The organism is Brucella pecoris (genome assembly GCF_006376675.1).
In the GTDB taxonomy this organism is placed as follows: Bacteria; Pseudomonadota; Alphaproteobacteria; order Rhizobiales; family Rhizobiaceae; genus Brucella; species Brucella pecoris.
In genome coordinates this window covers 118,108-142,313 of sequence record NZ_VEWK01000008.1, presented here as the reverse complement: position 1 = coordinate 142,313, position 24,206 = coordinate 118,108, and the positions used below count along the sequence as shown (strand labels likewise).

Here is a 24,206-nt window from a genome sequence, read left to right as displayed (position 1 = left end):
CCCACCGCGCCTGCCCTCGTCCTTCGAGGCTACGCTTCGCTCCGCACCTCAGGATGAGGGATAAGCGTCGCGACAGACAAACCTGAAACGATTGCGCCCAAAACAGAACAGCGCCATTTGCAGGCCGCCAGAGCCGAAATATCAGCGTTTCTGGTTATAGACGTCGATACAGACGGCCCCCAGCAGCACGATCCCCTTGATCACCTGCTGATAGTCAATGCCGATGCCGAGGATCGACATGCCGTTGTTCATCACGCCCATGATGAGTGCGCCGATCACGGCACCGGTCACACGGCCCACACCGCCATAGGCCGATGCACCGCCGATGAAGCAGGCCGCGATCACGTCCAGCTCGAAGCCGATACCAGCCTTCGGCGTCGCGGTGTTGAGACGGGCGGCGAAGACCAGACCGGCAAGTGCCGCCAGCACCCCCATATTGACGAAAGCGAGGAAGGTCAGCCGCTCAGTCTTCACGCCGGAAAGCTTGGCCGCATGGCGGTTGCCACCGACCGCATAGATCTGGCGGCCGATCACCGTGCGGTTGGTGAGAAAGGCATAAGCCGCAATCAGCACCGCCATGATGATCAGCACATTCGGCAGGCCGCGATGCATGGAAATCAGCAGCGATAGATAGGCAATCGCTGCAAAGAACAGAACGTTCTTGATGACGAACAAGCCGAACGGCTCCGTTTCCACTTCATGCGCGATATGGCGCTGGCGCGACTTCACATTCTGCCAGATCATGAAGGCCGCCAAAAGCACGCCGATGATGAGCGATGTCAGATAGACGCCGCCTGTCGTGCCTATGATTTCCGGAATGAAACCCGACGACAGTTTCTGGAACACGACCGGGAAAGGCCCGACTGACTGACCGCCGAGCACAGCGAGCGTCAGACCCTTGAAGACCAGCATGCCCGCCAGCGTGACGATGAAAGACGGTATGTTGAAATAGGCAACCCAGAAGCCCTGTAACGCACCGATCAGTCCGCCAACCAGCAGGCAGAGAATGGCGGCGATTGGGAACGGTACGCCCCATTTCACCATCATCACCGCAGCCACTGCGCCGATGAAGCCGCAGACCGAACCGACCGACAGGTCGATATGGCCGGTCACGATGATGAGCAGCATGCCGAGCGCCATGATGACGATATAGCTGTTCTGCAACACCAGATTGGTCAGGTTCAGCGGCTTCATCAGCACACCGCCGGTGACAATCTGGAAGAAGATCATGATCGCGACGAGCGAGAGCAGCATCCCGGATTCGCGCAGATTGTTCTTGAGATAACGCCCCACGCTGCTTGCCGGAACTTTCGATCCACTGCTTCCGATTATGTTCTCGCTCATTGCCGTTTTCCCTTGTTCCGCATGATGGCGCGCATGATGTTTTCCTGCGTTGCCTCTTCGCCCGCGACTTCGCCGACGAAAGCGCCTTCATGCATGACGACGATGCGGTCGCAGATGCCGATCAGTTCCGGCATTTCCGAAGAAATGACGACCACGCCCTTGCCGCTCTCCGCCAGTGAATTGATAATGGTGTAAATGTCGTATTTCGCGCCGACATCAATGCCGCGCGTCGGCTCATCGAGGATCAGCACATCCGGTCCGGTGAACAGCCATTTCGACAGCACCACCTTCTGCTGATTACCGCCCGAAAGCGTGCCGGTCTGCTGAAAGACATTATGGCTGCGAATGCTCATCTGGTTGCGATATTCACCGGCAACCTTCATTTCGCGAATATCGTCGATGACACCCTTCGGGCTGACGCCCCGCAAATTGGCCAGCGAAATGTTGCGTGAAATGTTTTCGCCCAGAACGAGGCCAAGCTTTTTGCGATCCTCGGTCACATAGGCAAGTCCCGACTTGATCGCCCGCGCCACGGTGGAAATATCTGCGGCCTTGCCGTTGATGCGTGCCTCGCCGGTAATATTCGTGCCCCAGGAGCGTCCGAACAGACTCATAGCGAATTCAGTGCGCCCAGCGCCCATCAGGCCTGCAATGCCGACAATCTCACCCGCCTTGACCTTGAACGACACGTTCTTGACCGAATGCCGCTCTGGATGCAACGGGTGATAGACCGACCAGTTATCGACTTCGAAAATAACATCGCGGATCTTGGGATCGCGCTTCGGATAGCGGCTTTCCAGATCGCGGTCGACCATCTTGCGGATGATATCGTCTTCCTCGACCTCGCCTGCATGACAATCGAGCGTCGCCACGGCCTTGCCGTCGCGCAGCACGGTGATCTTGTCGGCAACTTCACGGATTTCATTGAGCTTGTGCGAAATCAAGATCGACGTGATGCCCTGCGCCCGAAACTCCTTCAGGAGCGTCAGAAGTGCTGCACTATCCGTCTCGTTGAGGCTGGCCGTCGGCTCATCGAGGATCAAGAGCCGTACGCGCTTCGACAGCGCCTTGGCGATTTCGACGAGCTGCTGCTTGCCGATACCGATATCGGTGATCAGCGTATCGGGCGATTCCGACAGGCCCACTTTCTTCAAAAGCTCCCGCGTGCGCATATGCACGGCACTGCGGTCGATGACGCCATGGCTTGACGGTGGATTGACCAGGAAAATATTTTCCGCAATCGACATCAGCGGGATCAGCGCCAGCTCCTGATGGATGATGACGATGCCGAGCGCCTCGGAATCGTTGATGTCGCGAAACTGCCGTTCTTCTCCGTCGAAGAAGATCGAGCCTTCATAACTGCCATGGGGATAGACCCCCGACAGCACCTTCATGAGCGTGGATTTGCCAGCGCCGTTTTCGCCAACAAATGCGTGAATCTCCCCCGGCATAACCGTGAAGTTAACGTCACTTAACGCCTTCACGACCCCGAAGGACTTGCTGATGCCGCGCATTTCCAGAATAGGTTTGCCAGCATCATTCGGCTGGCCACCCTGCTCGTGCAGCGGGACAGGATTGGCTACATTCATCGCTCGCTCCCATTTCAACTTCTGCGGCCATTGCCCCAGCAAAAAGACAACGTTGTCAATCGCCAAGGCTACCCCAGCCGAAAGACTGGGGTTTTGGGGGCAACGGCTTGCAGAAAAGCCCCGGGCATATCCTCCGATGCGCCCAGAACCATAAATTAGAACCACAGATTACTGGATCTGGTCTTCCTTGTAGTAACCGCTATCGATCAGAACCTGCTTCCAGTTTGACTTGTCTACGATCACCGGCTTGAGCAGATAGGACGGCACGACCTTGACGCCATTGTCATATGTCTTGGTGTCATTGACTTCCGGCTCCTTGCCGCTCATCAGCGCATCGACCATATCAACCGTGACTTTCGCAAGTTCACGCGTGTCCTTGAAGATGGTCGAATTCTGTTCACCAGCGAGGATCGACTTCACCGAAGGCACTTCCGCATCCTGACCGGATACGACCGGCATCGGCATGTCACCGCTGCCATAGCCTACACCCTTGAGCGACGACAGGATACCAATGGAAATGCCGTCATAAGGCGACAGGACCGCATCGAGCTTCTTGTCGGAATAATAGGCCGAGAGGATCGAATCCATGCGGGCCTGTGCAGTTGCACCGTCCCAGCGCAGCGTTGCGACCTTGTCCATGCCGGTCTGGCCGCTGGCAATGACAACCTTGCCGCTATCGATATAGGGCTGCAGGACAGACATGGCGCCGTTATAGAAGAAATAGGCGTTGTTATCGTCCGGTGAACCGCCGAACAGTTCGATATTGAACGGGCCCGGCTTGTTCTTGAGGTCCAGAGCCGTTTCAATCGACTGTGCCTGCAGCACGCCAACCTGAAAATTGTCGAACGTGGCATAGTAATCGACATTGGGCGTGTCGCGGATCAGGCGGTCATAAGCAATGACCTTGATGCCTGCATCATGCGCTTTGGCCAGTACGTCGGAAAGCGTGGTGCCGTCGATGGATGCAACGACGAGAACCTTGGCGCCCTTGGTCACCATGTTTTCGATCTGCGCCAACTGGTTCGGCACATCGTCTTCAGCATATTGAAGATCGGCCTGATAACCACGTTCCTTCAAAACCTTGACCATGTTGTCACCATCGGCGATCCAGCGCGCCGACGACTTCGTCGGCATGGCAACTGCGACAAGACCTTTGTCTTCCGCATGTGCCATGCCTGTGAAGGCAAGCGCGGCCATCGCGACTGCCATTGTTAGAGATTTCATGCCTGCCATTGTCTCACTCCCAAAATTGGGACAGGCTTTTCCGCCTGTCGTTCTCCCAAAATTTCCGCCCCCACCTTCCGGCTATGCGGAATTCCTCCAAAACAAATCACAGGGACCGTCAGCCCGCGATCTTGTCCCATGCCGCGCAGGATTGCGACCAACGGAAGCGCAGTTTCGGCCATGCAACGCGCGCACTCATTGGGCACCTCCCGCAAAAGCGTGCTTTGCGGCCATGAACAGACCGTCGCGCACCAGTTCGTCCGCCTCGACGCGCTTGAACGCAAGCCCGGCAATTTCAAGCGCGCTTGCATACAGCCCGCCCATCATGCCGTCGGAGAGCAGCAGCACCTGCTGCGGCTTGCCGTAAAGCGTGCGCCCGCCCGCAACTTCCAGCCCGATCAACAGGCCGGAAAGCCGCGCAAGCTGGTCGGTCGGCTTGCCGTCATGCACGAGCCAGCCTGCACGAACGGAGAACAGGGCATTGGCGATCAGTTCCGGCGTTTCGAGCGAGGCTTTGATACCCGCCGCAAACGCCGCTCCGGTCGGATCAACCGGACCAGCGCCTTCCAGCGCACCGGCCAGCACCGACTTGTCTTTCAGAAGTGCGAACAATTCGCCCGTCATGAAGGTCCGGTAATCCGCGAGACCGCCATCGGCAATCCGCACCCATTTGGCATGGGTGCCGGGCATGACGACAACCGCATCCTGCGTGCCGCCATGCACAAGACCGAGAAGCTTGGTTTCCTCGCCGCGCATGACGTCGGGAGCAGCTTCGTCCCGCCGCGCAACGCCCGGCAGCATGATGACATGGCGGCGCGCAGGAACACGCACCGCAGCCTTCACAATGCCATCCAGTCCGGCAGGCAAGCTCATATAAGGAGCCTCGATCCAGCCGGTCCGTGAACCGGCCATACCGCAGATCACTACGGGCAGATCGTCCGGCGCGCCAATAGAAGCAAGGTGCCGTTCGAGCGTTGGCTCGAAACCGGCTTCCTTTGCCCGCAGCAGGCCGTCATCGCCCCGGCTTTCACCCAGCACGACACCGTCCGCATCCAGCGTCCAGAGCCGCAACCGGGTGGTGCCCCAGTCGGCGACAGCAGCAAACGGCTTTTTATCGAGAGCCATTCCGGGCGGACCTTAGTGGTTATCTCGCGGCAGGCCACGCGTATGCGCGATGTCCTGATATTTGACCGCGTTTTCGAGAACCGCGCCGGTTTCCATCTGGCCGACAACGGCGCGCTGGATTTCCTGCCACGGCGTTTGGCTTTCCGGATACTTGAAGCCCCCAGCCGCTTCCAGAGCCTTGTGACGCGCTGCCAGTTCTTCGTCAGAGATCAGAATATCCGCCGCGCCGCGACCGAGATCGATGCGCACACGGTCGCCGGTTTTCAGAATTGCCAGACCGCCGCCAGCGGCAGCTTCCGGCGAGGCGTTGAGGATTGACGGTGAACCCGACGTACCCGACTGGCGACCATCGCCAATGCATGGCAGCGAGCTGATACCCTTCTTCAAAAGATAATCCGGCGCTCGCATATTGACGACTTCCGCCGCCCCCGGATAGCCGATCGGGCCGGCACCGCGCATAAAAAGCACCGTATGCTCATCGATTTCCAGCGACGGATCATCGATGCGGTGATGGTAATCCTCCGGTCCGTCGAACACGACCGCCTTGCCTTCAAAGGCGTTCGGGTCTTTATCGTCGGACAGATAGCGATTGCGGAACTCGTCCGAAATAACGCTGAGCTTCATAATCGCCGACGAGAACAGATTGCCACGCAGCACGCGGAAACCGGCATGCTTCTTCAGTGGCTGATCATAGGTCTTGATGACATTGCTGTCTTCAATGGTGGCGTTCTTGCAGTTTTCGCCGATGGTCTTGCCATTGACGGTCAGCGCATCCTCGTTGATGAGGCCCTGCCCCATTAGCTGATTGACGACGGCTGGCACACCGCCCGCATGGTAATAATCTTCACCGAGATATTCACCAGCCGGTTGCAGATTGACCAGAAGCGGGATTTCCTCACCATATTTCTGCCAGTCATCGACCGTCAGCTCCACGCCGACATGGCGGGCGAGCGCGTTCAGATGGATTGGCGCATTGGTCGAGCCGCCAATGGCGGAATTGACGCGGATGGCGTTGACAAAAGCGTCCTTGGTCAAAATGTCGGAAGGCTTGAGGTCTTCATAGACCATCTCGACGATACGGCGACCGGTCAGATAGGACACTTCCTGACGGTCACGGTAAGGTGCCGGAATAGCCGCAGAACCCGGAAGCTGCATGCCCAGCGCTTCAGCAAGCGAGTTCATGGTTGTAGCCGTGCCCATCGTATTGCAATAGCCAGTGGACGGTGCCGAGGAAGCAACCAGTTTCACAAAGCCCTGATAATCGATCTCGCCCTTGGCCAGAAGTTCGCGTGCCTTCCAGACAATGGTACCCGAACCGGTACGCTCGCCACGGAACCAGCCATTGAGCATCGGGCCGACCGAAAGCGCAATCGCCGGAATATTGACCGTCGCGGCAGCCATCAGGCAGGCAGGCGTGGTCTTGTCGCAACCAATCGTCAGCACGACGCCATCGAGCGGATAGCCGTAAAGCACTTCCACGAGGCCAAGATAGGCGAGGTTGCGGTCCAGACCTGCGGTCGGGCGCTTGCCGGTTTCCTGTATAGGATGAACCGGAAATTCGATGACGATACCGCCTGCCTCACGAACACCTTCGCGCACGCGCTTGGCCAGTTCCAGATGATGCCGGTTACAAGGTGAGAGGTCGGAACCCGTCTGCGCGATCCCGATGATCGGGCGGCCCGACTGCAATTCTTCCTGGCTCAAGCCGTAATTCATGTAGCGCTCAAGATAGAGCGCCGTCATGTCGACATTGTCTGGATTGTCGAACCATGCGCGCGAGCGGAACTTTGGAGTTTTCGGAGTGACGGGCTTATTCATGTCTTTGTCCTGCTGGGTAAGAGGCCGCGTTGCGACAACCTCATTTCCTAATCTTCAAATGCTTCGACCACGCGCCGTTTTCCAAACAGGAAAGCATCGGCGACGTGCGTCAGCGGAGCGAGATCGACATCCGAACGCCCCGCACCGATCAATTGCACAAAATGCTTGTAAAGACGCTGATATTCGCGATCCGGCTCGGCCATTTTTTCAGTCCCCGCAATGGTCAGTCGACTACCGCCATGGCTGAGCAGAACCGTGCCCCTGTCGGTCTCGACGCGAATGTCCCATGTCTGCGGGCCTGTCTGGCGCCAATCCAGTTCGAACGAAACCGGTATGCCGCTTTCTGTCTGGAATTGAAGGTCGGCGGCAATCGGCGCGGCGCGATTTTCCGGGAAATACAGATCGGATTGCGTCAGGAAGAAGCGCTCCGGCAAAATATGCGTGACGATGGAAAGCGCATTGATACCCGGATCGAACACGCCAAGCCCACCCGGCTCCCAGATCCATTGTTGGCCCGGATGCCAGTGCCGCACATCTTCCTTCCAGGCAACCGCAACCGAGCGGATCGCGGCATCCTTCAGGAAATCGCGGGCCGGTTCCACCGCCGCCGCCTCACGTGAATGCCATGTCGCATAAAGCGATACGCCCTGCTTTTCAGCGAGCCGCTCCAGCGCCTGCACTTCAGAAATGGTCGCGCCGGGAGGCTTTTCCAGCATTACATGCTTGCGTGCCTTCAGGGCCGCGTAGGCCTGCTGGAAACGCCCCTGCGGCGGCGTGCAGAGCGAAACCGCGTCAATAGCGACTTCCGACGCCAGCAATTGCTCGATATCATGAAAAGACGGCAGGCCGTCCAGCCCGGCATTGCGGCTGGCAATGGCTTTCAGCTCGATACCATCGACGGCTTCAATGGACGGCAGGTGCTGGTCACGTGCAATCTTGCCGAGACCGACGATTGCGAGAGCGATGTTCGATTGTGCAGCCATTTCAGAGCGCCTTCACGGCAATATCTTCGGCATCTTCGGCTGGGGCCTGCGCCAGCCTGTTGACCAGCGGATAACCGAACGGCTTGGCCGAAATCTCGAACTGATCGCCGACTTGCGTCTTCACGCCTTCCGAGAAAGACAAGGTTGCCGTGCCGAAGAAATGGACGTGAATATCGCCCGGTCGGCGGAACAGCTCGTATTTGAAATGGTGATGTTCCAGATTGGCGATTGTGTGCGACATGTTCGCTTCGCCCGACAGGAACGGCTTTTCGAAGATCACCTCATCGCCGCGGCGAATACGCGAAACACCTTCGACGTGATCCGGCAGGCTACCCACATAAAGCTCCGGCCCCAGCGACGCCTGACGCAGCTTGGAATGGGCGAGCCAGAGATAGTTCTGCTTTTCGGTCACGTGATCGGAGAATTCATTGGCAAGGCAGAAGCCGAGACGGTGCGGCGCGCCATCCGGTCCGATCAGATAAATACCTGCAAGTTCCGGCTCTTCGCCGCCATCCTCGGCGAAGGAAGGCGAAACCAGTTCGCCGCCAGTCGCGACCAGCGCGGAACCATCGCCCTTATAGAACCATTCCGGCTGAACGCCGGTCTGGCCCGGCTTCGGCTTGCCGCCCTCGACGCCCATCAGGAACATGCGCATCGAATCGGTCGGCTTTTCGGCAGCCTGCGCAGCCTTGTGCATCTTGTCGCGACCGTCAGCAGAGCCAAGATGTGTGAGGCCGGTGCCAGCAACGATCAAATGAGCCGGATCGGAATGGGTGATCGGCAGGCCGACGCGGCCCGCAGCCAAAGCGGCGTCGAGATCGACGGCTTCGCCCTTACCGCTCCGCTCAACCTGCTCTGCGAGGCCAATGCCTGCCTGAATTGCCGCCCAGGCCAGTTCATAGGTCGTGGACGCGCCTTTGACGACATGCGCCACACCATCATCACCGCATGCAGCCACACGCGTTTCACCGCCCGCATCGCGGAACTGTACCAGACGTAACATTGATCCTCCCATTTTCCGCATTACCCATTGCGGAATTCACCCCGACCGCTTGAAGACACCATACGGCGTCAATATACGGTTCGCGTTATTAATATGACTATTTTGCTCCAGCCCGCTTTGTCAAGCAAGCAGACGCACCCGCCCCACTGGTTGGAAAAGCCTGCCATATGAAGACGGATACAAGCCTTTGTTTTATATCAACAAACGAGAAAATTGCCCGTTTGTCGCACCGGCATTTTGTTGGGAAACGCCGAAAGATACTTGCCATAAAGTAATATTATATGCTTCATAAATGACGAGGCCGGGAGGGCCTTAATGGGAGGAACCACCATGAAACGCAGTTTGACGGCCCTGACGGCCGCACTGATCTCAGCATCTTCGCTTGCCCTGATTTCCAGCGCATCCGCCGCATCGCTGACGGTCGGCTTTTCGCAGATTGGCTCGGAATCAGGCTGGCGTGCCGCAGAAACGGCCCTGACCAAGCAGGAAGCTGAAAAGCGTGGTTACACGCTCAAATTCGCCGATGCCCAGCAGAAGCAAGAAAACCAGATCAAGGCCGTGCGTGGCTTCATCGCGCAAGGCGTCGACGCGATCCTGATAGCGCCAGTGGTCTCCACGGGCTGGGATGCAGTTTTGAAGGAAGCCAAGGAAGCGGAAATTCCGGTTGTCCTGCTTGATCGCCAGATCGATTCGCCGGAAGATCTTTATCTCACCGCCGTTACCTCCGATCAGGTTCATGAAGGCAAAGTTGCCGGTGACTGGCTGGTGAAGGACGTGGGCGACAAGCCGTGCAATGTCGTCGAGCTTCAAGGCACCACCGGTTCCTCGCCGGCGATCAACCGCAAGAAGGGCTTCGAGGACGCGATCAAGGGCCACGACAACATCAAGATTTCCCGCTCGCAGACCGGTGACTTCACCCGCACCAAGGGCAAGGAAGTCATGGAAAGCTTTATCAAGGCTGAAGGTGGCGGCAAGAATATCTGCGCTGTCTATGCCCACAATGACGACATGGCCGTCGGTGCCATTCAGGCCATCAAGGAAGCCGGATTGAAGCCGGGCACCGAGATCAAAATCGTATCGATCGATTCCGTGCCGGATATTTTCCAGGCCATGGCCAATGGTGAAGCCAACGCGACCGTCGAGCTGACGCCAAACATGGCTGGCCCGGCCTTCGACGCGATTGAAGCCTTCAAGGACAAGGGCACCGTTCCGCCGAAGTGGATCCAGACGGAATCGAAGCTCTACACCCAGGCTGACGACCCGAAGGCCGTCTACGAAGCCAAGAAGGGCCTCGGCTACTGATCCCCTCGTCTTCGGGCCGCGTTTATCGCGGCCCGGAATGACCTTTGCACATGCAATGGAAGACTGCCATGGCTGCAAAAGACGCTCCATCGGCGGCCGCAATGCCGCTTCTTGAAGCCCGTTCGATCACCAAATCTTTTCTGGGCGTGACCGCACTCGATCACGTCGATTTCACGCTCAACCGTGGTGAAATTCACGCGCTGCTCGGCGAAAACGGCGCGGGCAAATCGACGCTCATCAAGATCTTGACGGGCGCCTATCATGGCTTCGACGGTTCGATCCTACTTGACGGCCAGCCGATTGCGCCCGCTTCCGTGGCGGAAGCGCAGACGCTCGGCATCGGCACGGTCTATCAGGAGGTCAACCTTCTCGAAAATCTGACGGTCGCCGAAAACCTGTTTCTGGGGCGCCAGCCGAAACGTTTCGGGTTGGTCGACCGTAGCCGTTTGGAAAAGGATGCGGCAAGTCTCCTTGCCCGCTATGGCCTCGCCATCGATGTCGGCGTGCCCCTTTCCGCTTATTCAGTCGCCATACGGCAGATCATTGCGATTGCGCGTGCTGTCGACCTGTCGGGCAAGGTACTCGTTCTTGACGAACCAACCGCCAGCCTCGACGCGCGCGAAGTCGAAATGCTGTTCGGCGTGCTGCGTCAATTGAAGGCCGAAGGTCTCGGCATTGTCGTCATCACGCATTTTCTGGATCAGGTCTACGCGATTGCTGATTGCGCCACCGTGCTGCGCAACGGTCGTCTGGTTGGAAGCCGCAATCTATCGGAATTGCCGCGCACCGATCTCATTTCCATGATGCTCGGCCACCAGTTGCAGGAAACCGTGCGCCGCCAGCTCACCGAAGAAGTAAGCCGCGAGACGGTCGCGCCGATCCGCTTTGCGGACTTCGGCAGACAAGGCAGCGTCGCCCCGTTCGATCTCGCCATCAAGCCCGGAGAAGCCGTCGGCATTGCAGGGCTGCTCGGTTCTGGCCGAACCGAAACAGCACTTTTGATGTTCGGCGTCGATCAGACCGACAGCGGGACACTGACCGTCGACGGAAAGGAAATCAGGCTCCCCTCGCCCGTCGCGGCGATTGGCGAACGTTTCGCCTTCTGCCCGGAGGAACGCAAGACCGATGGCATCATCGGCGATTTCTCGGTTGCCGAAAACATTGCGCTGGCCGTTCAGGCCAAGCGCGGCTGGTCCAGACCGATTTCCTCACGCGAGAAGACGGCGCTTGCCCAGCGCTACATCAAGGCGCTCGATATTCGTCCGCCCGACCCCGACAAGCCGATCAAGTTCCTATCCGGCGGCAATCAGCAGAAGGCCATACTGGCGCGCTGGCTCGCCACCGACCCCCGCCTGCTGATCCTCGATGAGCCGACGCGCGGCATCGATATCGGCGCCCATGCTGAAATCCTGAAGCTTATTGGCGAACTCTGCGCCGAAGGCATGTCGCTGGTCATCATCTCGTCCGAATTCGAAGAGCTTGCCGCCGTCGCCAACCGCGTCGTCGTCCTGTCCGATCGCCGCCACGTCGCTGAACTCACGGGTGAGGAAATCACCGCCGACAATATCGTCCGGGCAATCGCAGAGACCGGAAGCGAAAAGGAAACTGCGGCATGATGAACCGCATGGGCAGAAAGCTGAAAAGGCTGTCACCGCAACTGGCAGCTCTGGTGCTGATCCTGACGGCAAATACAATTATCGCGCCCGGTTTTCTCGACATCTCGTTTCAGAACGGGCGGCTCTACGGCAGCCTGATCGACATTCTGGTACGTGCAGCGCCCGTCGCGATTCTGGCCGTCGGCATGACACTGGTGATCGCAACGCGTGGCATAGATCTGTCCGTCGGCGCTGTCATGGCTATCAGTGGCGCCTTTGCCGCATCGCTGATCGTCGCAGGCTATCCCCTTGCAGTTGTCATTCCAGCAGCGCTCGGCGTCGGTCTTCTCTGCGGCTTGTGGAACGGGTTTCTGGTTGCCGTCTTCGATATCCAGCCGATCATTGCAACGCTCATTCTGATGGTAGCAGGGCGCGGCATCGCACAGCTTATCACCGAAGGCGCAATCCTGACCTTCAACAATGATTCCTTTGCAGCGCTAGGCTCCGGCGCATTTCTCGGCATACCCATCCCGGTGCTGATCTGGATTTTCGCCGGGCTGGTAGTCGGTATCGCGGTGCGTTCCAGCGCTCTCGGCTTTCTGATTGAAGCAACCGGCATCAATCGGCGCGCCGCCATGCTGGCGGGCGTCAAGGCGAGGTTCCTGCTGTTCAGCGTCTATGCAGTTTCGGGCGTTGGCGCTGCCCTTGCGGGGCTGATCGCGACGGCGGATATTCGCGGCGCGGATGCCAACAATGCCGGACTGTGGCTTGAACTCGACGCCATTCTGGCCGTCGTCATCGGTGGCACATCGCTTAATGGCGGGCGTTTCTCGATCATGGCCTCGCTGCTCGGCGCGCTCATCATCCAGTCGATCAACACAGGCATCCTGATGGCGGGCTTTCCACCGGAATTCAACCTCATCATCAAGGCGGTCATCATCGTGATCGTGCTCACCTTCCAGTCGCCGGCAATAGTCCAGCTCATCACCTTCCTGCGCTCCGAACGCAAGGGCAATGGAGCCAACACAGTCGGCCAAAGCCAGCAGGGAGCACGGCAATGAGAGCTCTTCGCAATCTGCCTTTCCTGACCACAGTCGCGATCTTCCTGCTCGCCTATGCGCTCTGCGTCATCCAGTTTCCGAACATGCTGTCGACACGGGTCATCGGCAATCTTCTGACGGACAATGCCTTTCTCGGCATTGCCGCAGTCGGCATGACCTTTGTGATTATCTCCGGCGGCATCGATCTTTCGGTCGGCTCCGTCATCGCCTTTACAAGTGTCTTCGTTGCCGTGCTGGTCGGACAGCTTGGGGTGCATCCGCTTGTGGCCTTCGCGCTCGTTCTGGTGATTGCTGCATTGTTCGGGGCGTGGATGGGCATGATGATCCATTTCCTCGGCATCCCGCCTTTCGTGGCAACACTTGCCGGCATGTTTCTGGCACGCGGCGCAGCATTTCTCATCTCGACGCAATCCGTGCCCATCGCGCATCCATTTCTCGATACGTTGCAGGGGCTTTATTTCCGCCTTCCCGGTGGCGGCAGGCTGACATTCATCGCCATGCTCATGCTCGCAGTCTTCATCATCGGCGGCATCATCGCTCATCGCACGCGCTTCGGCGCCAATATCTATGCGCTGGGTGGAAACCAGCAGTCGGCGGAACTGATGGGCGTTCCGATTGCCCGCACGACAATTGGCATCTATACGATGTCAGGCATCCTTTCCGGCCTCGCCGGGATCGTCTATACGCTTTACACCTCGTCAGGCTATTCGCTGGCGACGGTCGGGGTGGAACTGGACGCCATCGCTTCGGTGGTGATCGGCGGCACCTTGCTGACGGGCGGTGCAGGCCTTGTGGCCGGAACATTCGTCGGCATTCTCATTCAGGGGCTGATCCAGACCTACATTGTTTTTGACGGCACGCTGTCTTCCTGGTGGACGAAAATAGCAATCGGTATATTGCTGTTCCTGTTTATTGCCCTGCAACGAGGACTTGCGTGGTTCTCGGATCTAAAGCGCATCCCGAAAAGTGGGAAACGGTTTTCGGGCAAGATGCGCGTTGAAACAAATATCTAACCAGGCAACGTATGAAGGAGGCCTGAATTGGGATTGCTGGAAACGGCCATAACCGGACGCAAGCGCCATAATAGTCACGCAGTCGTCGTGGGGGAATTGGGTCGTGGCATCGTCGCGGGCACCATTCCCGAAGGGTCCATCCTTCCGGGCGATCATGAACTGTCGTTGCGCTTCGGCGTCTCCCGCACAGTTTTGCGGGAGGCGATGAAAACACTTGCCGCCAAGCGCCTGATCGAACCCAAGGCCAAGGTCGGCACGCGTGTTCTGGGCCATGCAAGCTGGAACTTCTTCGATCCCGATGTGCTGACATGGCGCTTTGAAGCAGGCTTCGATGAGGTCTTCGTGGACCATCTGGCCGAAATGCGCATGGCACTGGAACCGGCAGCCGCAGCCGCGGCAGCAGAGCGCGCTTCCAGCGACGAGATTGTCGAGCTTTACGCGCTCGCTGCCAAGTTCGACGATCCAAGCCACACGCCGGAATCCATCGCCAAGGTCGATCTTGAATTCCATCTTGCCATTGCCCGCATGTCCGGTAACCCGTTCATGCGTTCGGTCAGCGGATTAATTGAGGCGGCACTGGCAGTCTCATTTCAGCTCTCCTCACCAGCGGCTTCGCGCGAGGGCATTACCGAATGCGCGGCCAATCACCTGCGCATTGCGCATGCCATTGCATCGCGTGATCCGCAAAAGGCGCGTCTGGCGATGGAAAACGTCATTAAGGTCGGCGTCGAGCGTATTCGGGACGTGATCTGAACGTTAGGACACGTTCAGATCAAACTGCGGCTCGCCGCGCAGCGTATTGCTGACCGTACAGATTTCCTCGGCCATTTCGGCAAGGCGATGTTTTTCATCATCCGTCAGATCGCCATCGAAATGGAAGGTGATGTTGAACCGTTCGATACGCGACGGCCCTTCGTGGGCTTTGTCGCCCTTCACTTCCACCCGAACATTGGTCAGTTTTTCCTTCAGTTCAAGCTTGCCAGCGGCAATACGTGCGCTGAGCGCCATGCAGGCGGCGACCGACGAATAGATGAGGTCGAGCGGGTTAAACCCTGCCTGACTGACACTGGTGACGATTTCAACCACGCCGCCGGTCGGCGTAGTGATGACAGGCAGCTTTCCATGCGGCATTTCGGCGACGGCGCCCGTCTCGCGGGTTCTGACTTTCAGTTCGCTCATTCCTGAATTCTCCTGTAGTCCACATGCCGTGCCAGCCAGCAGCCGACGGTCATGCCTGTTATCTCGCCTTTGGCATCGCGATGGAAGACAAGTTTCCATTCCCCCGGCGACGGCGCATCCATCGAGCGTTGCACCGGCAGCAGCCAGACATCCGGTCCCGCCTCATAGAGCGAATACATATCGCTTTTGCCGAGAAATCCTTCAAAGGCTCCATAGAAAGCACCGCCCTCATTGACGATCAAAAGATCGGCCTCAAGTTCGTCGCTGCGATAACGCCCCGCAATATCCTGCTTCGCCGTACCTTTCAGGCGCTGCATCGTCAGGCTCAGATTTTCATCCTCACGCGCCAGATGGATCGTATCACCATCGCGACGGATTGTGGTCATTGACGAATGCGCTTCGTTCTCGCTCATCACGTCCATGATTTCCGGACCGGTGCTGAAACGTGCTTTCATGCATCCACGTCCCGCATCTTCGAGGCTCAGCACAAGACCTGTTTCACGGTCGAGCCATGAGCCGAACCACGCGGCATCGGCTTCGACCCGCACCGGCTCCGATGTGGAAACGCCAAGCGCGATATTCATCAGCTTGAAGGCAACGTCAGATGCGCCGCCTTCGAAATTGAACATGACGATTGTCGAGAGGCGCTCATCGGCGCAATGCCAGCGCTGGCAGCGCCAGCCGCGCAGAGCACCACCATGACCGGTCAGCCGCTTGCCGCCCGTTTCCTCGAATTTGAGGCCCATACCGTAAGGCGCTGACGCACCATCGCGGAATGTCTGCGGCCCGCTCAGGCGACGATAGATTCCGTTTTCGTCGTCGCGGGTTGCGTCGATGAACTGTTCCCAGGCAATCATGTCGTCCAGCGACGCGCAGATGCCCGCATCACCCATCCAGTGGAGGCGGTTGACGGCAGGCAGGAAGCCGCGCACCGTATCGCCCTCATAGCCGGTGCACTCGTTGAACAGCGCGGTATCGGGGATAAGCTCCGCCGTCTTCATGCCCGCTGGCTGAAAAATGCGTTTCGACAGAAGTTCGATAAGCGACCGGCCCGTATGCTGCTCGATTAGATCAGCCAGAATGCGGAAATTGCCGTTGCAGTAGGAATAATGCGTGCCCGGTGCAAAATGCGTGGTCTTCAGGCGGCGCAGCAGGCTTTGCGCCTGTTCGGGCAGAAAAACGCCTTCCGGATCGGCCCCACACAGAACCGTCAGCGCCCAGTAATCGCGAAGGCCCGACTGATTGTTGCACAGATCGCGCACGCTTGGCCGCTTTTCCGCAAACTTGTCGAGATAGGCGGCCAGCGCATCGTCAAGTACTTCCGGCTCGCCGACACTGTCGAGCAGAACGGCGCAGGTGAACTGCTTGCTGACCGAGCAGATCGGCATACGCGTTTCGGGCGTCATCGCCTTGCGCGCAGCAAGGTCGGCAAAGCCCCATGCATGGCGCAGCACGACCTTGCCGTCTTTCAGCACCGCGACCGCACCGCCCGGCCCCTTGTAATTCTGCGGAATGGTATGAACGAAGGCTTCAAGCGCGGAAAGATCGAATTTTGACATGATGCTCAGGCGACTCAGATGAAAATCAACAGTCACCACGAGGCATTATTTTATCCGTTCAATCAAGGCCATGGCCGCATGCGGATTATGCGCCTTATAGCCGCTGATGACATAGAGATAGACATCGCGGGCGATATGATCGGCGACAGGCGGCGTGATGGTCCTCAATCCTTCGGGAATTTCTCCCACGGCTATCGCCTGCGCGCGCGCCGCCCACTGGTCGAGATCGCTTTCGCTATAGCCAAGCGGTTCGCTTTCCTTCGTTCCCATGATGCGAAGATAGGCGAAAGGCGCGGTCATATCAGCAAATTGCGGAAAGTCGCTGTCGCCCGCAATCACCACGGCCACCCCATATTCACGCAGCAAGGCAATGAAGTCCGGTGAATTGAAACTGTCGTGGCGCACTTCGACCGCATGGCGCACATCGCGCCCGTCCACACGCTTCGGCAGCAGCTTCAAAAACGCCTCGAAATCCACGGGATCGAACTTCTTCGTTCCCATGAACTGCCAGTTGACCACACCGAGCTTGTCCTTCAGTTCCATCATGCCGCCGGTCATGAACCGTTCAATGCTTTCGCCCGCCTCCGCCAGCACGCGGCGATTGGTGGAAAAACGCGGCGCCTTCAGCGAAAACACAAAACCTTCCGGCGTTTCATCATGCCATTTGGCAAAGGTCGCAGGCTTCTGCGGCCCGTAATAAGTGCTGTTGATCTCAATGGATGTGAGCTTGCTGGAGGCATATTCAAGCTGGCGCTTCTTCGACAGTTTTTCAGGATAAAAACTCTTGTCCCACGGTTCATAGGCCCATCCGCCAATACCGATGCGAATCTTGCCCGTGTTTTCCTTGGCCATCGCCGTTCCTCCATACCGGTGCATCATGAGTTCATACAGTTTAGTCATGATGTTTAATCTGTATTCGCACCGCTGGCTATGTTCATATCAGCGTGTTTGACTGGGAGGAGAAGCAGACGGCTGAACAAGAAAACTTTGCCGTAAAACTAAACAGGCCCGGTGCACCTTTCGGCCATTTGGGTGCGTCTGACCATGAATTCCCGTTCCCCTAAACACATAGGTTGTCGGAAATTTACGGCAATCTTTTTCGAAAAGAGGCGGAGAAACCGTCCTTGCAAGGCGAGCCGGAATGGCAAGCCAGACATGGTGAGATTGAGGAAATGCATCACATGACGAGCAAACCCAATGCCCGTACCGGAGGTCAGATTTTGGTGGATGCGCTGCGCATCCATGGCACTGACCGGGTCTTCTGCGTCCCCGGCGAGAGCTATCTCGCAGCGCTTGACGCCTTTCATGATTCCAGCGACGCGATTGACCTGATCGTCTGCCGGCAGGAAGGCGGCGCGGCCTATATGGCGGAGGCCTATGGCAAGCTCACCGGCAAGCCAGGCATCTGCTTCGTCACCCGCGGTCCCGGCGCGACCAATGCCTCCATCGGTGTACATACAGCCTTTCAGGACTCGACGCCGATGCTGCTTTTCATCGGTCAGGTCGCCAGCGATCAGGTCGAGCGCGAAGCGTTTCAGGAAATCGATTATCGCCGCATGTTCGGCCAGATGGCCAAATGGGTCGTGCAGATCGACGATGCCGCACGCATACCGGAACTTGTGAGCCAAGCCTTTCACCGCGCCGTCAACGGTCGCCCCGGCCCAGTCGTGATCGCACTGCCGGAAGACATGCTGACATCTTTTGCCGCCGTCAGCGACGCACCTGCCTTTAAGCAGGTTCAGATGCATCCAGGCGCTGACCAGCTCCAGGACATGCAGGCGCTGCTCGCGAAGGCCGAGCGGCCTCTGGTCATCGTCGGCGGTGGCGGCTGGGATGCTAGAGCCGTCAGCGATCTGCAAAAATTTGCCGAGAACATGCACCTGCCGGTCGCGGCATCCTTCCGTTGCCAGGATATGTTCGACAATACCCATCCGCTCTATGCGGGCGAAATGGGAACCTCGATCAGTCCCAAGCTGGCGCAGCGCGTGCGCGACGCCGATCTTCTGATCGTGATCGGCGCGCGCCTCGGCGAAATGACGACACAGGGCTACGAACTGGTATCCATTCCGGTGCCGCAGCAGAAGCTCGTCCATATCCATCCGGGCGCAGAGGAACTCGGCCGCGTCTATCATGCAGACGTTCCGGTCAATGCCTCCATGCCTGCCTTCTGTGCTGCGGCGGCAAAGCTCGCGCCGGTTGCCAATCCACGCTGGAAGGCATGGACGGACAGCGCGAATGCCGATTACCGTGACAATATCAAAGCGCCTGTCATCCCCGGCGATGTGCAGATGGGCGAAGTGATGGAGTGGCTGCGCGCGCACCTGCCTGCCGACGCCATCATAACCAATGGTGCAGGCAATTACTCCGCCTGGCCGCATCGCTTCTACCAGTATCGTACCTATCGCAGCCAGCTTGCGCCGACCAACGGCTCGATGGGCTATGGCGTACCGGCTGCCGTCGCGGCCAAGCTCACGGCGCCGGAACGCACGGTCGTTGCCTTTGCAGGCGACGGCTGCTTCCTCATGAACGGGCAGGAGCTGGCAACAGCAGCCCAATACGGGGCCAATGCCATCTTCATCGTCGTCAATAACGGCATGTATGGCACGATCCGCATGCATCAGGAGCGCACCTATCCGGGCCGCGTTTCAGGCACCGGTCTTGCCAACCCCGATTTTGCAGCGCTTGCCCGTGCTTACGGCCTGCATGGCGAAGTGGTGGAAAAGACGGCTGATTTTGCACCGGCCTTCGAGGCTTGCGAAAAGTCCGGCAAGCCGGGACTGATCGAAATCCGCATCGACCCCGAAGCACTTTCACCAAAAATGAGCCTCAGCCAGATGCGCGAACAGGGCCTCGCCAAACAGCGATAAACCGGTCCAGACAAAAACACGCTTCCCTCTCGGCCAAGAGGGAAGCGTGCAAATAGAACTCGCGATCAGGCCTGCACTTCTCCGCAAATCTGCTGATTGTCGAGCGCTTCAATCATCAGTTCCACGGCTGACGAGATCGGCGCCACAATCGGAATATCGAAGCTTCCGCGCAGTTGTTCTGCCGCTTCCCCAAGCGGTCCGCCGCCGATAATGACCGCTTCCGCTCCATCCATGATGCATAACCGCACTGCCGCTTCCAGCTCAGTGCGCAGACGCGCGCCGTCGCGCGCCAGCTTTTCAGGGTCGCCGGGCGTGCAACGGATACCTGTATAAAGATGCGACAGGCCGAGGCTTTCCGCCCGGGCCGCTATCGCATCGGCAAGATCCGGCGTTACTGTCGCAATGCCGAAACGTCGTCCATTTCGTGTTGCATCCAACATCGACGCTTCACATATGCCAAGAACCGGCACGGCCAGTATCTCCTGCAGATGCACGACACCGGGATCACCATAAGCGCTGACGATGACCCCGATACAGTTCGAATCCTGCCCTCTGCCGATTTCGATGACCTGTGCCGCCGAAGCATGAAGCTGCTCGTCATTGACGATCATCGAGGGGCTGCGCGTGGCGGTGGCGGCTTCAATCCGAAGCCGTCCATCCGCCCTGCGTCTGGCAATATCGAGCATCATCCCGCTCGTTGCCTCCGAGCTGTTTGGATTGATCAGTAGGACATAAGGGGATGATGCAGTCATATTCAGGCCTGTTCTTTAGCAGTTTTAGTGAAGTCGACCGTTGGCTCCTCGGCTTCCGCCGGCTGGGTCAGGTCTTCCATGGACCGGCCATAGGTTTCCGGTCCAAGCTGGATGCAGAATGCGAAGATCGCGTACATCGATGCTGCAAGGCCGAAGACACCGAGCATTCCATATGTGTCGAACAAGGCGCCAGCAATTGTCGGCACGAAGGACCCGGCTGCCGAACCGCTCGCGAGGATAAGTGCCACACCGAAGCCACGGATGCGGGTCGGGTAGAGTTCCGGCGCGTAAATCCAGATCGACGTGTTCAGCAACAGCACAAAGAACTGGAACAAGGCTCCGAAGAACAGCACCAGATAGATATTCGTGCCAAGATAGATGATCGAAAGTGCTGCGGCGCAGGCGCAGACCGCACCGAGGCTGAGAACCTTCTTACGCGGGAAGTAGTAGCCAAAGGCCGATGCCGCAATGGCGCCGAGCACGCTGCCGCTCTGGATGATCATGCTGTAAAGGAGGCTGCCCGAAAGCGTATAGCCCATCGAAACGAAGATCATCGGCATCAGCGTCAGGACAGAAAGCTGCGCGCCGTAGCTCATCAAGATCGCAATCGCCACCGGGACGGTGCGACCGAGATAAGGGGCCTGAAACAGTTCCTTCCAGTTGCCTTTGACTGGCTTGACGTCACTATCTTCCGACTTCGACAGATATTCAGTGACTTTCAGGTTCTTGGGCCGGAGTGTTCCGGACGCCAGAATGGAAAGCACCTTGTTTGCTTCGTCGATCTTGCCTTGCGAAGCGAGGAAACGCGGTGTTTCCGGCACGTAACGGCGGAAGAATACGACGAGGAAAGCGGGGATAGCCAATACGGCGAAGAGCCAGCGCCAGTTGTCGTCGCCCGGAAAGAGCGTGAAGACCAGCAGGCCGAAAGCCGGTGCGAGGAAGTTGCCAAAGCCGCCTGCACCAACATTGACGAGACCGGCAGCGGTTCCGCGGAACTTCGGCGAACAGAATTCGGCAAGCATCGTCACTGCGGTCGAGATTTCGCCGCCGACACCAAAACCGACAATGGCACGGGCGAAGCAGAGCCAGCCGAAGCTCGGAGCGAGTGCACAAAGTGCGGAACCGACGGTGAAGAGAAGAAGATTGATTGTCAGCATGACACGGCGACCGTACCGGTCACCAAGAATGCCGGACAGGAGACGGCCTGCTGCCGCACTTGCGAAGGTGATGGTGTTGAGGAAACCGATATCGGCACCCGACAGACCCCATTGTTCGCGAAGGATCGGCCCCACAAGGCCAATCGTATTCTGCTCAAAACTGTCAAAGAGACAGCCGATCAGGATCAGCGCGAGAATCTGCTTGTGCGCAGTCGTCACACCGATGTTTCCCAAAGCATTTTCCATCTGCTTGATGGCCGGTGATGTCGCACCGGATTGTATCATTTGTTCCCCTGCCATAACGGTCCAACTCCCATGATATTAGCCGCATGAAATTATTTTTTCATAATCAAACATCAGAAAATCAATTTTTACAAGAACTTTTTTATCCTTTATTTTCAGATAGATAATCTGCTCAATCCTTAAGCGAAAAAGATGCAAAATTAATCAAAAGCTGCTAATAGTTAGGCATTCTGAAAATCTGATTTCATCAGGCAGGCCATGAAACCCACCGAAAAGTCCTTTCTGACCCGTGTAAGAGACGTCATGGGCGAACTGCCGCCAGCCGAAAAAAGGCTTGGTGAATTCGTCTGTGATTTTCCGGGGGAACTGGCGAGCTATTCGGCGTCGGAACTGGCGGCGCTCGCCCATGTTTCCAACGCGACTGTGACGCGCTTCGTGCAGCGTCTCGGCTACGACACTTATGAAGAATCCCGACGTCACGCCCGCGAAGAGAAACAGACGGGATCGCGTTTGTTTCTGTCGAGTGCTACCGATTCAGAGAGCGGGCAGTCCCTATCCTCGCATGTCGGTCAGGGCATTGCCAATCTGGAAAAGACCTTTCTTTCCATACGCGAAACGCAGATTGATGCCGTTGTGGACGCGATGCTCAGTGCGCGCAAGACATGGGTGTTCGGTTTTCGCAGCAGCCAGCCTTTTGCGGCCTACCTGCAATGGCAGATGATACAGGTGGTGGACAATATCGTTGCGGTTCCCGGACCGGGCCAGACACTCGGTGAATATATTGCGAGCATCAGCCCCGACGATTTGGTCATCGTCTTCGCGCTTCGCCGCCGCATCGCGAAGATGGATGACATTCTTGCCGCCATCGAAAAGCGCGGTGCGAAACTTCTCTATATCACCGATGAAGGCGCGCCGTTCCGGGCTTCCGCGCAATGGCATTTTCATTGCCAGACATTGGCGCCCGGCCCGCTGTTCAACCACGTCGCGGTCATGGCGCTCTGCCATCTGCTGACCACGCGGGCGATTGAAAAAGCAGGCGCTTCCGGACGAAAGCGCCTGCGCGATATTGAAGCCTTCGGCGATCTGCTCGAGGAATTGTAAACCTAGAACATGTCTCCCGAAAGTGGGAACCGGTTTCGGGATAAAGACATGCGTAAAAACAAATAGATAGAGCATTTCCAAAAATTGAACCAAAATAGGAAATGCTCTAAGTCCATTGAATAAAACTCATTGGACTTTGGTTAAGCCCAAGTGGCGATTGAACTTTTTCAAGGCGTGATGCGTTAGCATTTCAGCGCCTTGGTATAAGTCCTATTACTTTACGGGCGGCGCGTACATCAGCCCGCCCTTGTTCCACAATGCGTTGATGCCACGGTCGATCTTGAGCAGGCTGCCCTTGCCGATGGTGCGTTCGAACATTTCACCATAATTGCCGATCTTGGAGACGACATTATAGGCCCATTTCGGCTCAAGGCCGAGCTGCTGGCCGCTGTCGCCTTCGGTTCCAAGGAACCGGCGCACATCCGGCTTCTTGGAATTCAGATCCGCTTCGGCAGAGGCTTGCGTAATGCCCAACTCCTCTGCCTCAAGCATTGCAAACAGGGTCCAGCGAACGATATTGAACCATTTGTCATCACCCTGTCGGACGGCGGGTCCAAGCGGCTCCTTGGAAATCACTTCCGGCAGAACGGTGAAAGCATCGGGTTCGGCAAGCTTGAGACGCTGCGCATAAAGTGCGGATGCATCGGTCGTATAAACATCGCAGCGACCCGTTTCGAACGCCTTCAGAATACCGTCGGCGGAATCGATCACCACCGGCTCGTATTTGATGTTGTTGGCGCTGAAATAATCGGCAACGTTCTGTTCAGTGGTCGTCCCCTGTTCGGTACAGACCGACGCACCATCAAGCTTCAGGGCGCTATCGACGCCCAGATCCTTGCGGATCATGAAGCCCTGTCCGTCATAATAGGCCGTGCCGACAAAATGGACGCCCATGCCCGCATCGCGTGAAAGCGTCCAGGTCGTCTGGCGCGAAAGCAGGTCGACCGCGCCGGACTGCAATGCGGTAAAGCGCTCCTTGGTCGAAAGCGGAATAAAGCTCACCTTGTCAGGGTCGCCGAAGACTGCCGCCGATACGGCGCGGCAGAAATCAATGTCGAAGCCGGTCCATTTGCCCTGGTCGTCCGGCGACGAAAATCCCGCAACCCCTTGGCTGACGCCGCAATTGATCTTGCCGCGCTCCTTCACGGTGCTGAGCGTATCCGCCTGCGCACCAGTCTGGGCAGACAGAGCAAAACCTGCCGCCAACAACGAACCCAAAACTATCTTTTTCATTGTTCCTCCTCCCAGAGTTTCGGCAAAAGCCGATCCATTGCCCGGCGACATGCCGCCG

General features: G+C 57.8%; 20 protein-coding genes. 7 read left to right on the top strand and 13 right to left on the bottom strand.

The features are described 5' to 3' along the window. Positions 1-141: 141 nt before the first annotated feature. The 7 genes from mmsB to araD1 all read right to left on the bottom strand — a co-directional run bounded on the left by mmsB (position 142) and on the right by araD1 (position 9,086). The gene (mmsB, locus tag FIB18_RS15645; RefSeq protein WP_140021586.1) at positions 142-1,344 is read right to left on the bottom strand and encodes a multiple monosaccharide ABC transporter permease; all 1,203 of its coding nucleotides are present in this window, start codon (positions 1,342-1,344) and stop codon (positions 142-144) included. Next, the gene (gene mmsA / locus FIB18_RS15640; RefSeq protein ID WP_140021585.1) at positions 1,341-2,933 is read right to left on the bottom strand and encodes a multiple monosaccharide ABC transporter ATP-binding protein; all 1,593 of its coding nucleotides are present in this window, start codon (positions 2,931-2,933) and stop codon (positions 1,341-1,343) included. Before mmsA ends, mmsB begins: the two co-directional genes overlap by 4 nt. 168 nt (positions 2,934-3,101) lie before the next feature. Then, on the bottom strand, positions 3,102-4,166 hold the full coding sequence (chvE, locus tag FIB18_RS15635) for a multiple monosaccharide ABC transporter substrate-binding protein (RefSeq protein WP_140021584.1): 1,065 nt from the start codon (positions 4,164-4,166) through the stop codon (positions 3,102-3,104). 186 nt (positions 4,167-4,352) lie between these two features. Then, complete coding sequence (locus FIB18_RS15630; RefSeq protein ID WP_140021583.1) at positions 4,353-5,282, bottom strand: 2-dehydro-3-deoxygalactonokinase; 930 nt, start codon at positions 5,280-5,282, stop codon at positions 4,353-4,355. A 12-nt stretch (positions 5,283-5,294) separates the two neighbouring features. Further along, positions 5,295-7,100 carry an IlvD/Edd family dehydratase gene (locus tag FIB18_RS15625; protein ID WP_140021582.1) on the bottom strand — a complete coding sequence of 602 codons (1,806 nt, stop codon included), beginning with the start codon at positions 7,098-7,100 and terminating at the stop codon, positions 5,295-5,297. A gap of 47 nt (positions 7,101-7,147) precedes the next feature. Further along, positions 7,148-8,083: a Gfo/Idh/MocA family protein gene (locus FIB18_RS15620; protein WP_140021581.1), complete on the bottom strand. Its 936-nt coding sequence runs from the start codon at positions 8,081-8,083 to the stop codon at positions 7,148-7,150. Position 8,084: 1 nt separating this feature from the next. Beyond that, complete coding sequence (araD1, locus tag FIB18_RS15615; RefSeq protein WP_140021580.1) at positions 8,085-9,086, bottom strand: AraD1 family protein; 1,002 nt, start codon at positions 9,084-9,086, stop codon at positions 8,085-8,087. 330 nt (positions 9,087-9,416) lie between these two features. On the opposite strand from araD1, the gene ytfQ reads away from it, so the two are divergent. The 5 genes from ytfQ to FIB18_RS15590 all read left to right on the top strand — a co-directional run bounded on the left by ytfQ (position 9,417) and on the right by FIB18_RS15590 (position 14,810). Continuing rightward, on the top strand, positions 9,417-10,388 hold the full coding sequence (ytfQ, locus tag FIB18_RS15610; RefSeq protein ID WP_140021579.1) for a galactofuranose ABC transporter, galactofuranose-binding protein YtfQ: 972 nt from the start codon (positions 9,417-9,419) through the stop codon (positions 10,386-10,388). 68 nt (positions 10,389-10,456) lie between these two features. Next, complete coding sequence (locus FIB18_RS15605; protein WP_140021578.1) at positions 10,457-12,004, top strand: sugar ABC transporter ATP-binding protein; 1,548 nt, start codon at positions 10,457-10,459, stop codon at positions 12,002-12,004. Beyond that, positions 12,001-13,044 carry an ABC transporter permease gene (locus FIB18_RS15600; protein ID WP_140021577.1) on the top strand — a complete coding sequence of 348 codons (1,044 nt, stop codon included), beginning with the start codon at positions 12,001-12,003 and terminating at the stop codon, positions 13,042-13,044. Before FIB18_RS15605 ends, FIB18_RS15600 begins: the two co-directional genes overlap by 4 nt. After that, entirely contained in the window at positions 13,041-14,057 is a 1,017-nt protein-coding gene (gene yjfF, locus FIB18_RS15595) for a galactofuranose ABC transporter, permease protein YjfF (RefSeq protein WP_140021576.1), read from the top strand. Before FIB18_RS15600 ends, yjfF begins: the two co-directional genes overlap by 4 nt. A gap of 27 nt (positions 14,058-14,084) precedes the next feature. Then, a complete protein-coding gene (locus FIB18_RS15590; protein WP_140021575.1) occupies positions 14,085-14,810 on the top strand; it encodes a FadR/GntR family transcriptional regulator in 726 nt (241 codons plus the stop codon). Positions 14,811-14,813: 3 nt separating this feature from the next. Here the strand turns inward: FIB18_RS15590 and FIB18_RS15585 are convergent, their stop codons facing one another. Genes FIB18_RS15585 through FIB18_RS15575 form a run of 3 tightly spaced genes read right to left on the bottom strand, consistent with a single transcriptional unit; the run spans position 14,814 to position 17,647 of the window. Further along, positions 14,814-15,236 (bottom strand): OsmC family protein, encoded by a 423-nt coding sequence (locus FIB18_RS15585; protein ID WP_140021574.1) that lies wholly within the window; start codon positions 15,234-15,236, stop codon positions 14,814-14,816. Beyond that, positions 15,233-16,795: a D-aminopeptidase gene (locus tag FIB18_RS15580; protein ID WP_140021573.1), complete on the bottom strand. Its 1,563-nt coding sequence runs from the start codon at positions 16,793-16,795 to the stop codon at positions 15,233-15,235. Before FIB18_RS15580 ends, FIB18_RS15585 begins: the two co-directional genes overlap by 4 nt. 45 nt (positions 16,796-16,840) lie before the next feature. Further along, a complete protein-coding gene (locus FIB18_RS15575) occupies positions 16,841-17,647 on the bottom strand; it encodes a DUF72 domain-containing protein (RefSeq protein WP_140021572.1) in 807 nt (268 codons plus the stop codon). 329 nt (positions 17,648-17,976) lie between these two features. Here FIB18_RS15575 and FIB18_RS15570 point away from each other — a divergent pair, with 329 nt between their 5' ends. Further along, positions 17,977-19,662 carry a thiamine pyrophosphate-binding protein gene (locus tag FIB18_RS15570; RefSeq protein ID WP_140021571.1) on the top strand — a complete coding sequence of 562 codons (1,686 nt, stop codon included), beginning with the start codon at positions 17,977-17,979 and terminating at the stop codon, positions 19,660-19,662. A gap of 65 nt (positions 19,663-19,727) precedes the next feature. Here the strand turns inward: FIB18_RS15570 and FIB18_RS15565 are convergent, their stop codons facing one another. Both FIB18_RS15565 and FIB18_RS15560 read right to left on the bottom strand, forming a co-directional pair. Further along, entirely contained in the window at positions 19,728-20,414 is a 687-nt protein-coding gene (locus tag FIB18_RS15565) for an aspartate/glutamate racemase family protein (RefSeq protein ID WP_140021570.1), read from the bottom strand. Between the two features lie 2 nt (positions 20,415-20,416). Further along, the gene (locus FIB18_RS15560; RefSeq protein WP_174977440.1) at positions 20,417-21,871 is read right to left on the bottom strand and encodes an MFS transporter; all 1,455 of its coding nucleotides are present in this window, start codon (positions 21,869-21,871) and stop codon (positions 20,417-20,419) included. A gap of 201 nt (positions 21,872-22,072) precedes the next feature. On the opposite strand from FIB18_RS15560, the gene FIB18_RS15555 reads away from it, so the two are divergent. Continuing rightward, on the top strand, positions 22,073-22,915 hold the full coding sequence (locus tag FIB18_RS15555; protein ID WP_140021568.1) for a MurR/RpiR family transcriptional regulator: 843 nt from the start codon (positions 22,073-22,075) through the stop codon (positions 22,913-22,915). Between the two features lie 213 nt (positions 22,916-23,128). Here the strand turns inward: FIB18_RS15555 and FIB18_RS15550 are convergent, their stop codons facing one another. Further along, the gene (locus FIB18_RS15550; protein WP_140021567.1) at positions 23,129-24,148 is read right to left on the bottom strand and encodes an amino acid ABC transporter substrate-binding protein; all 1,020 of its coding nucleotides are present in this window, start codon (positions 24,146-24,148) and stop codon (positions 23,129-23,131) included. Positions 24,149-24,206: the final 58 nt, after the last annotated feature.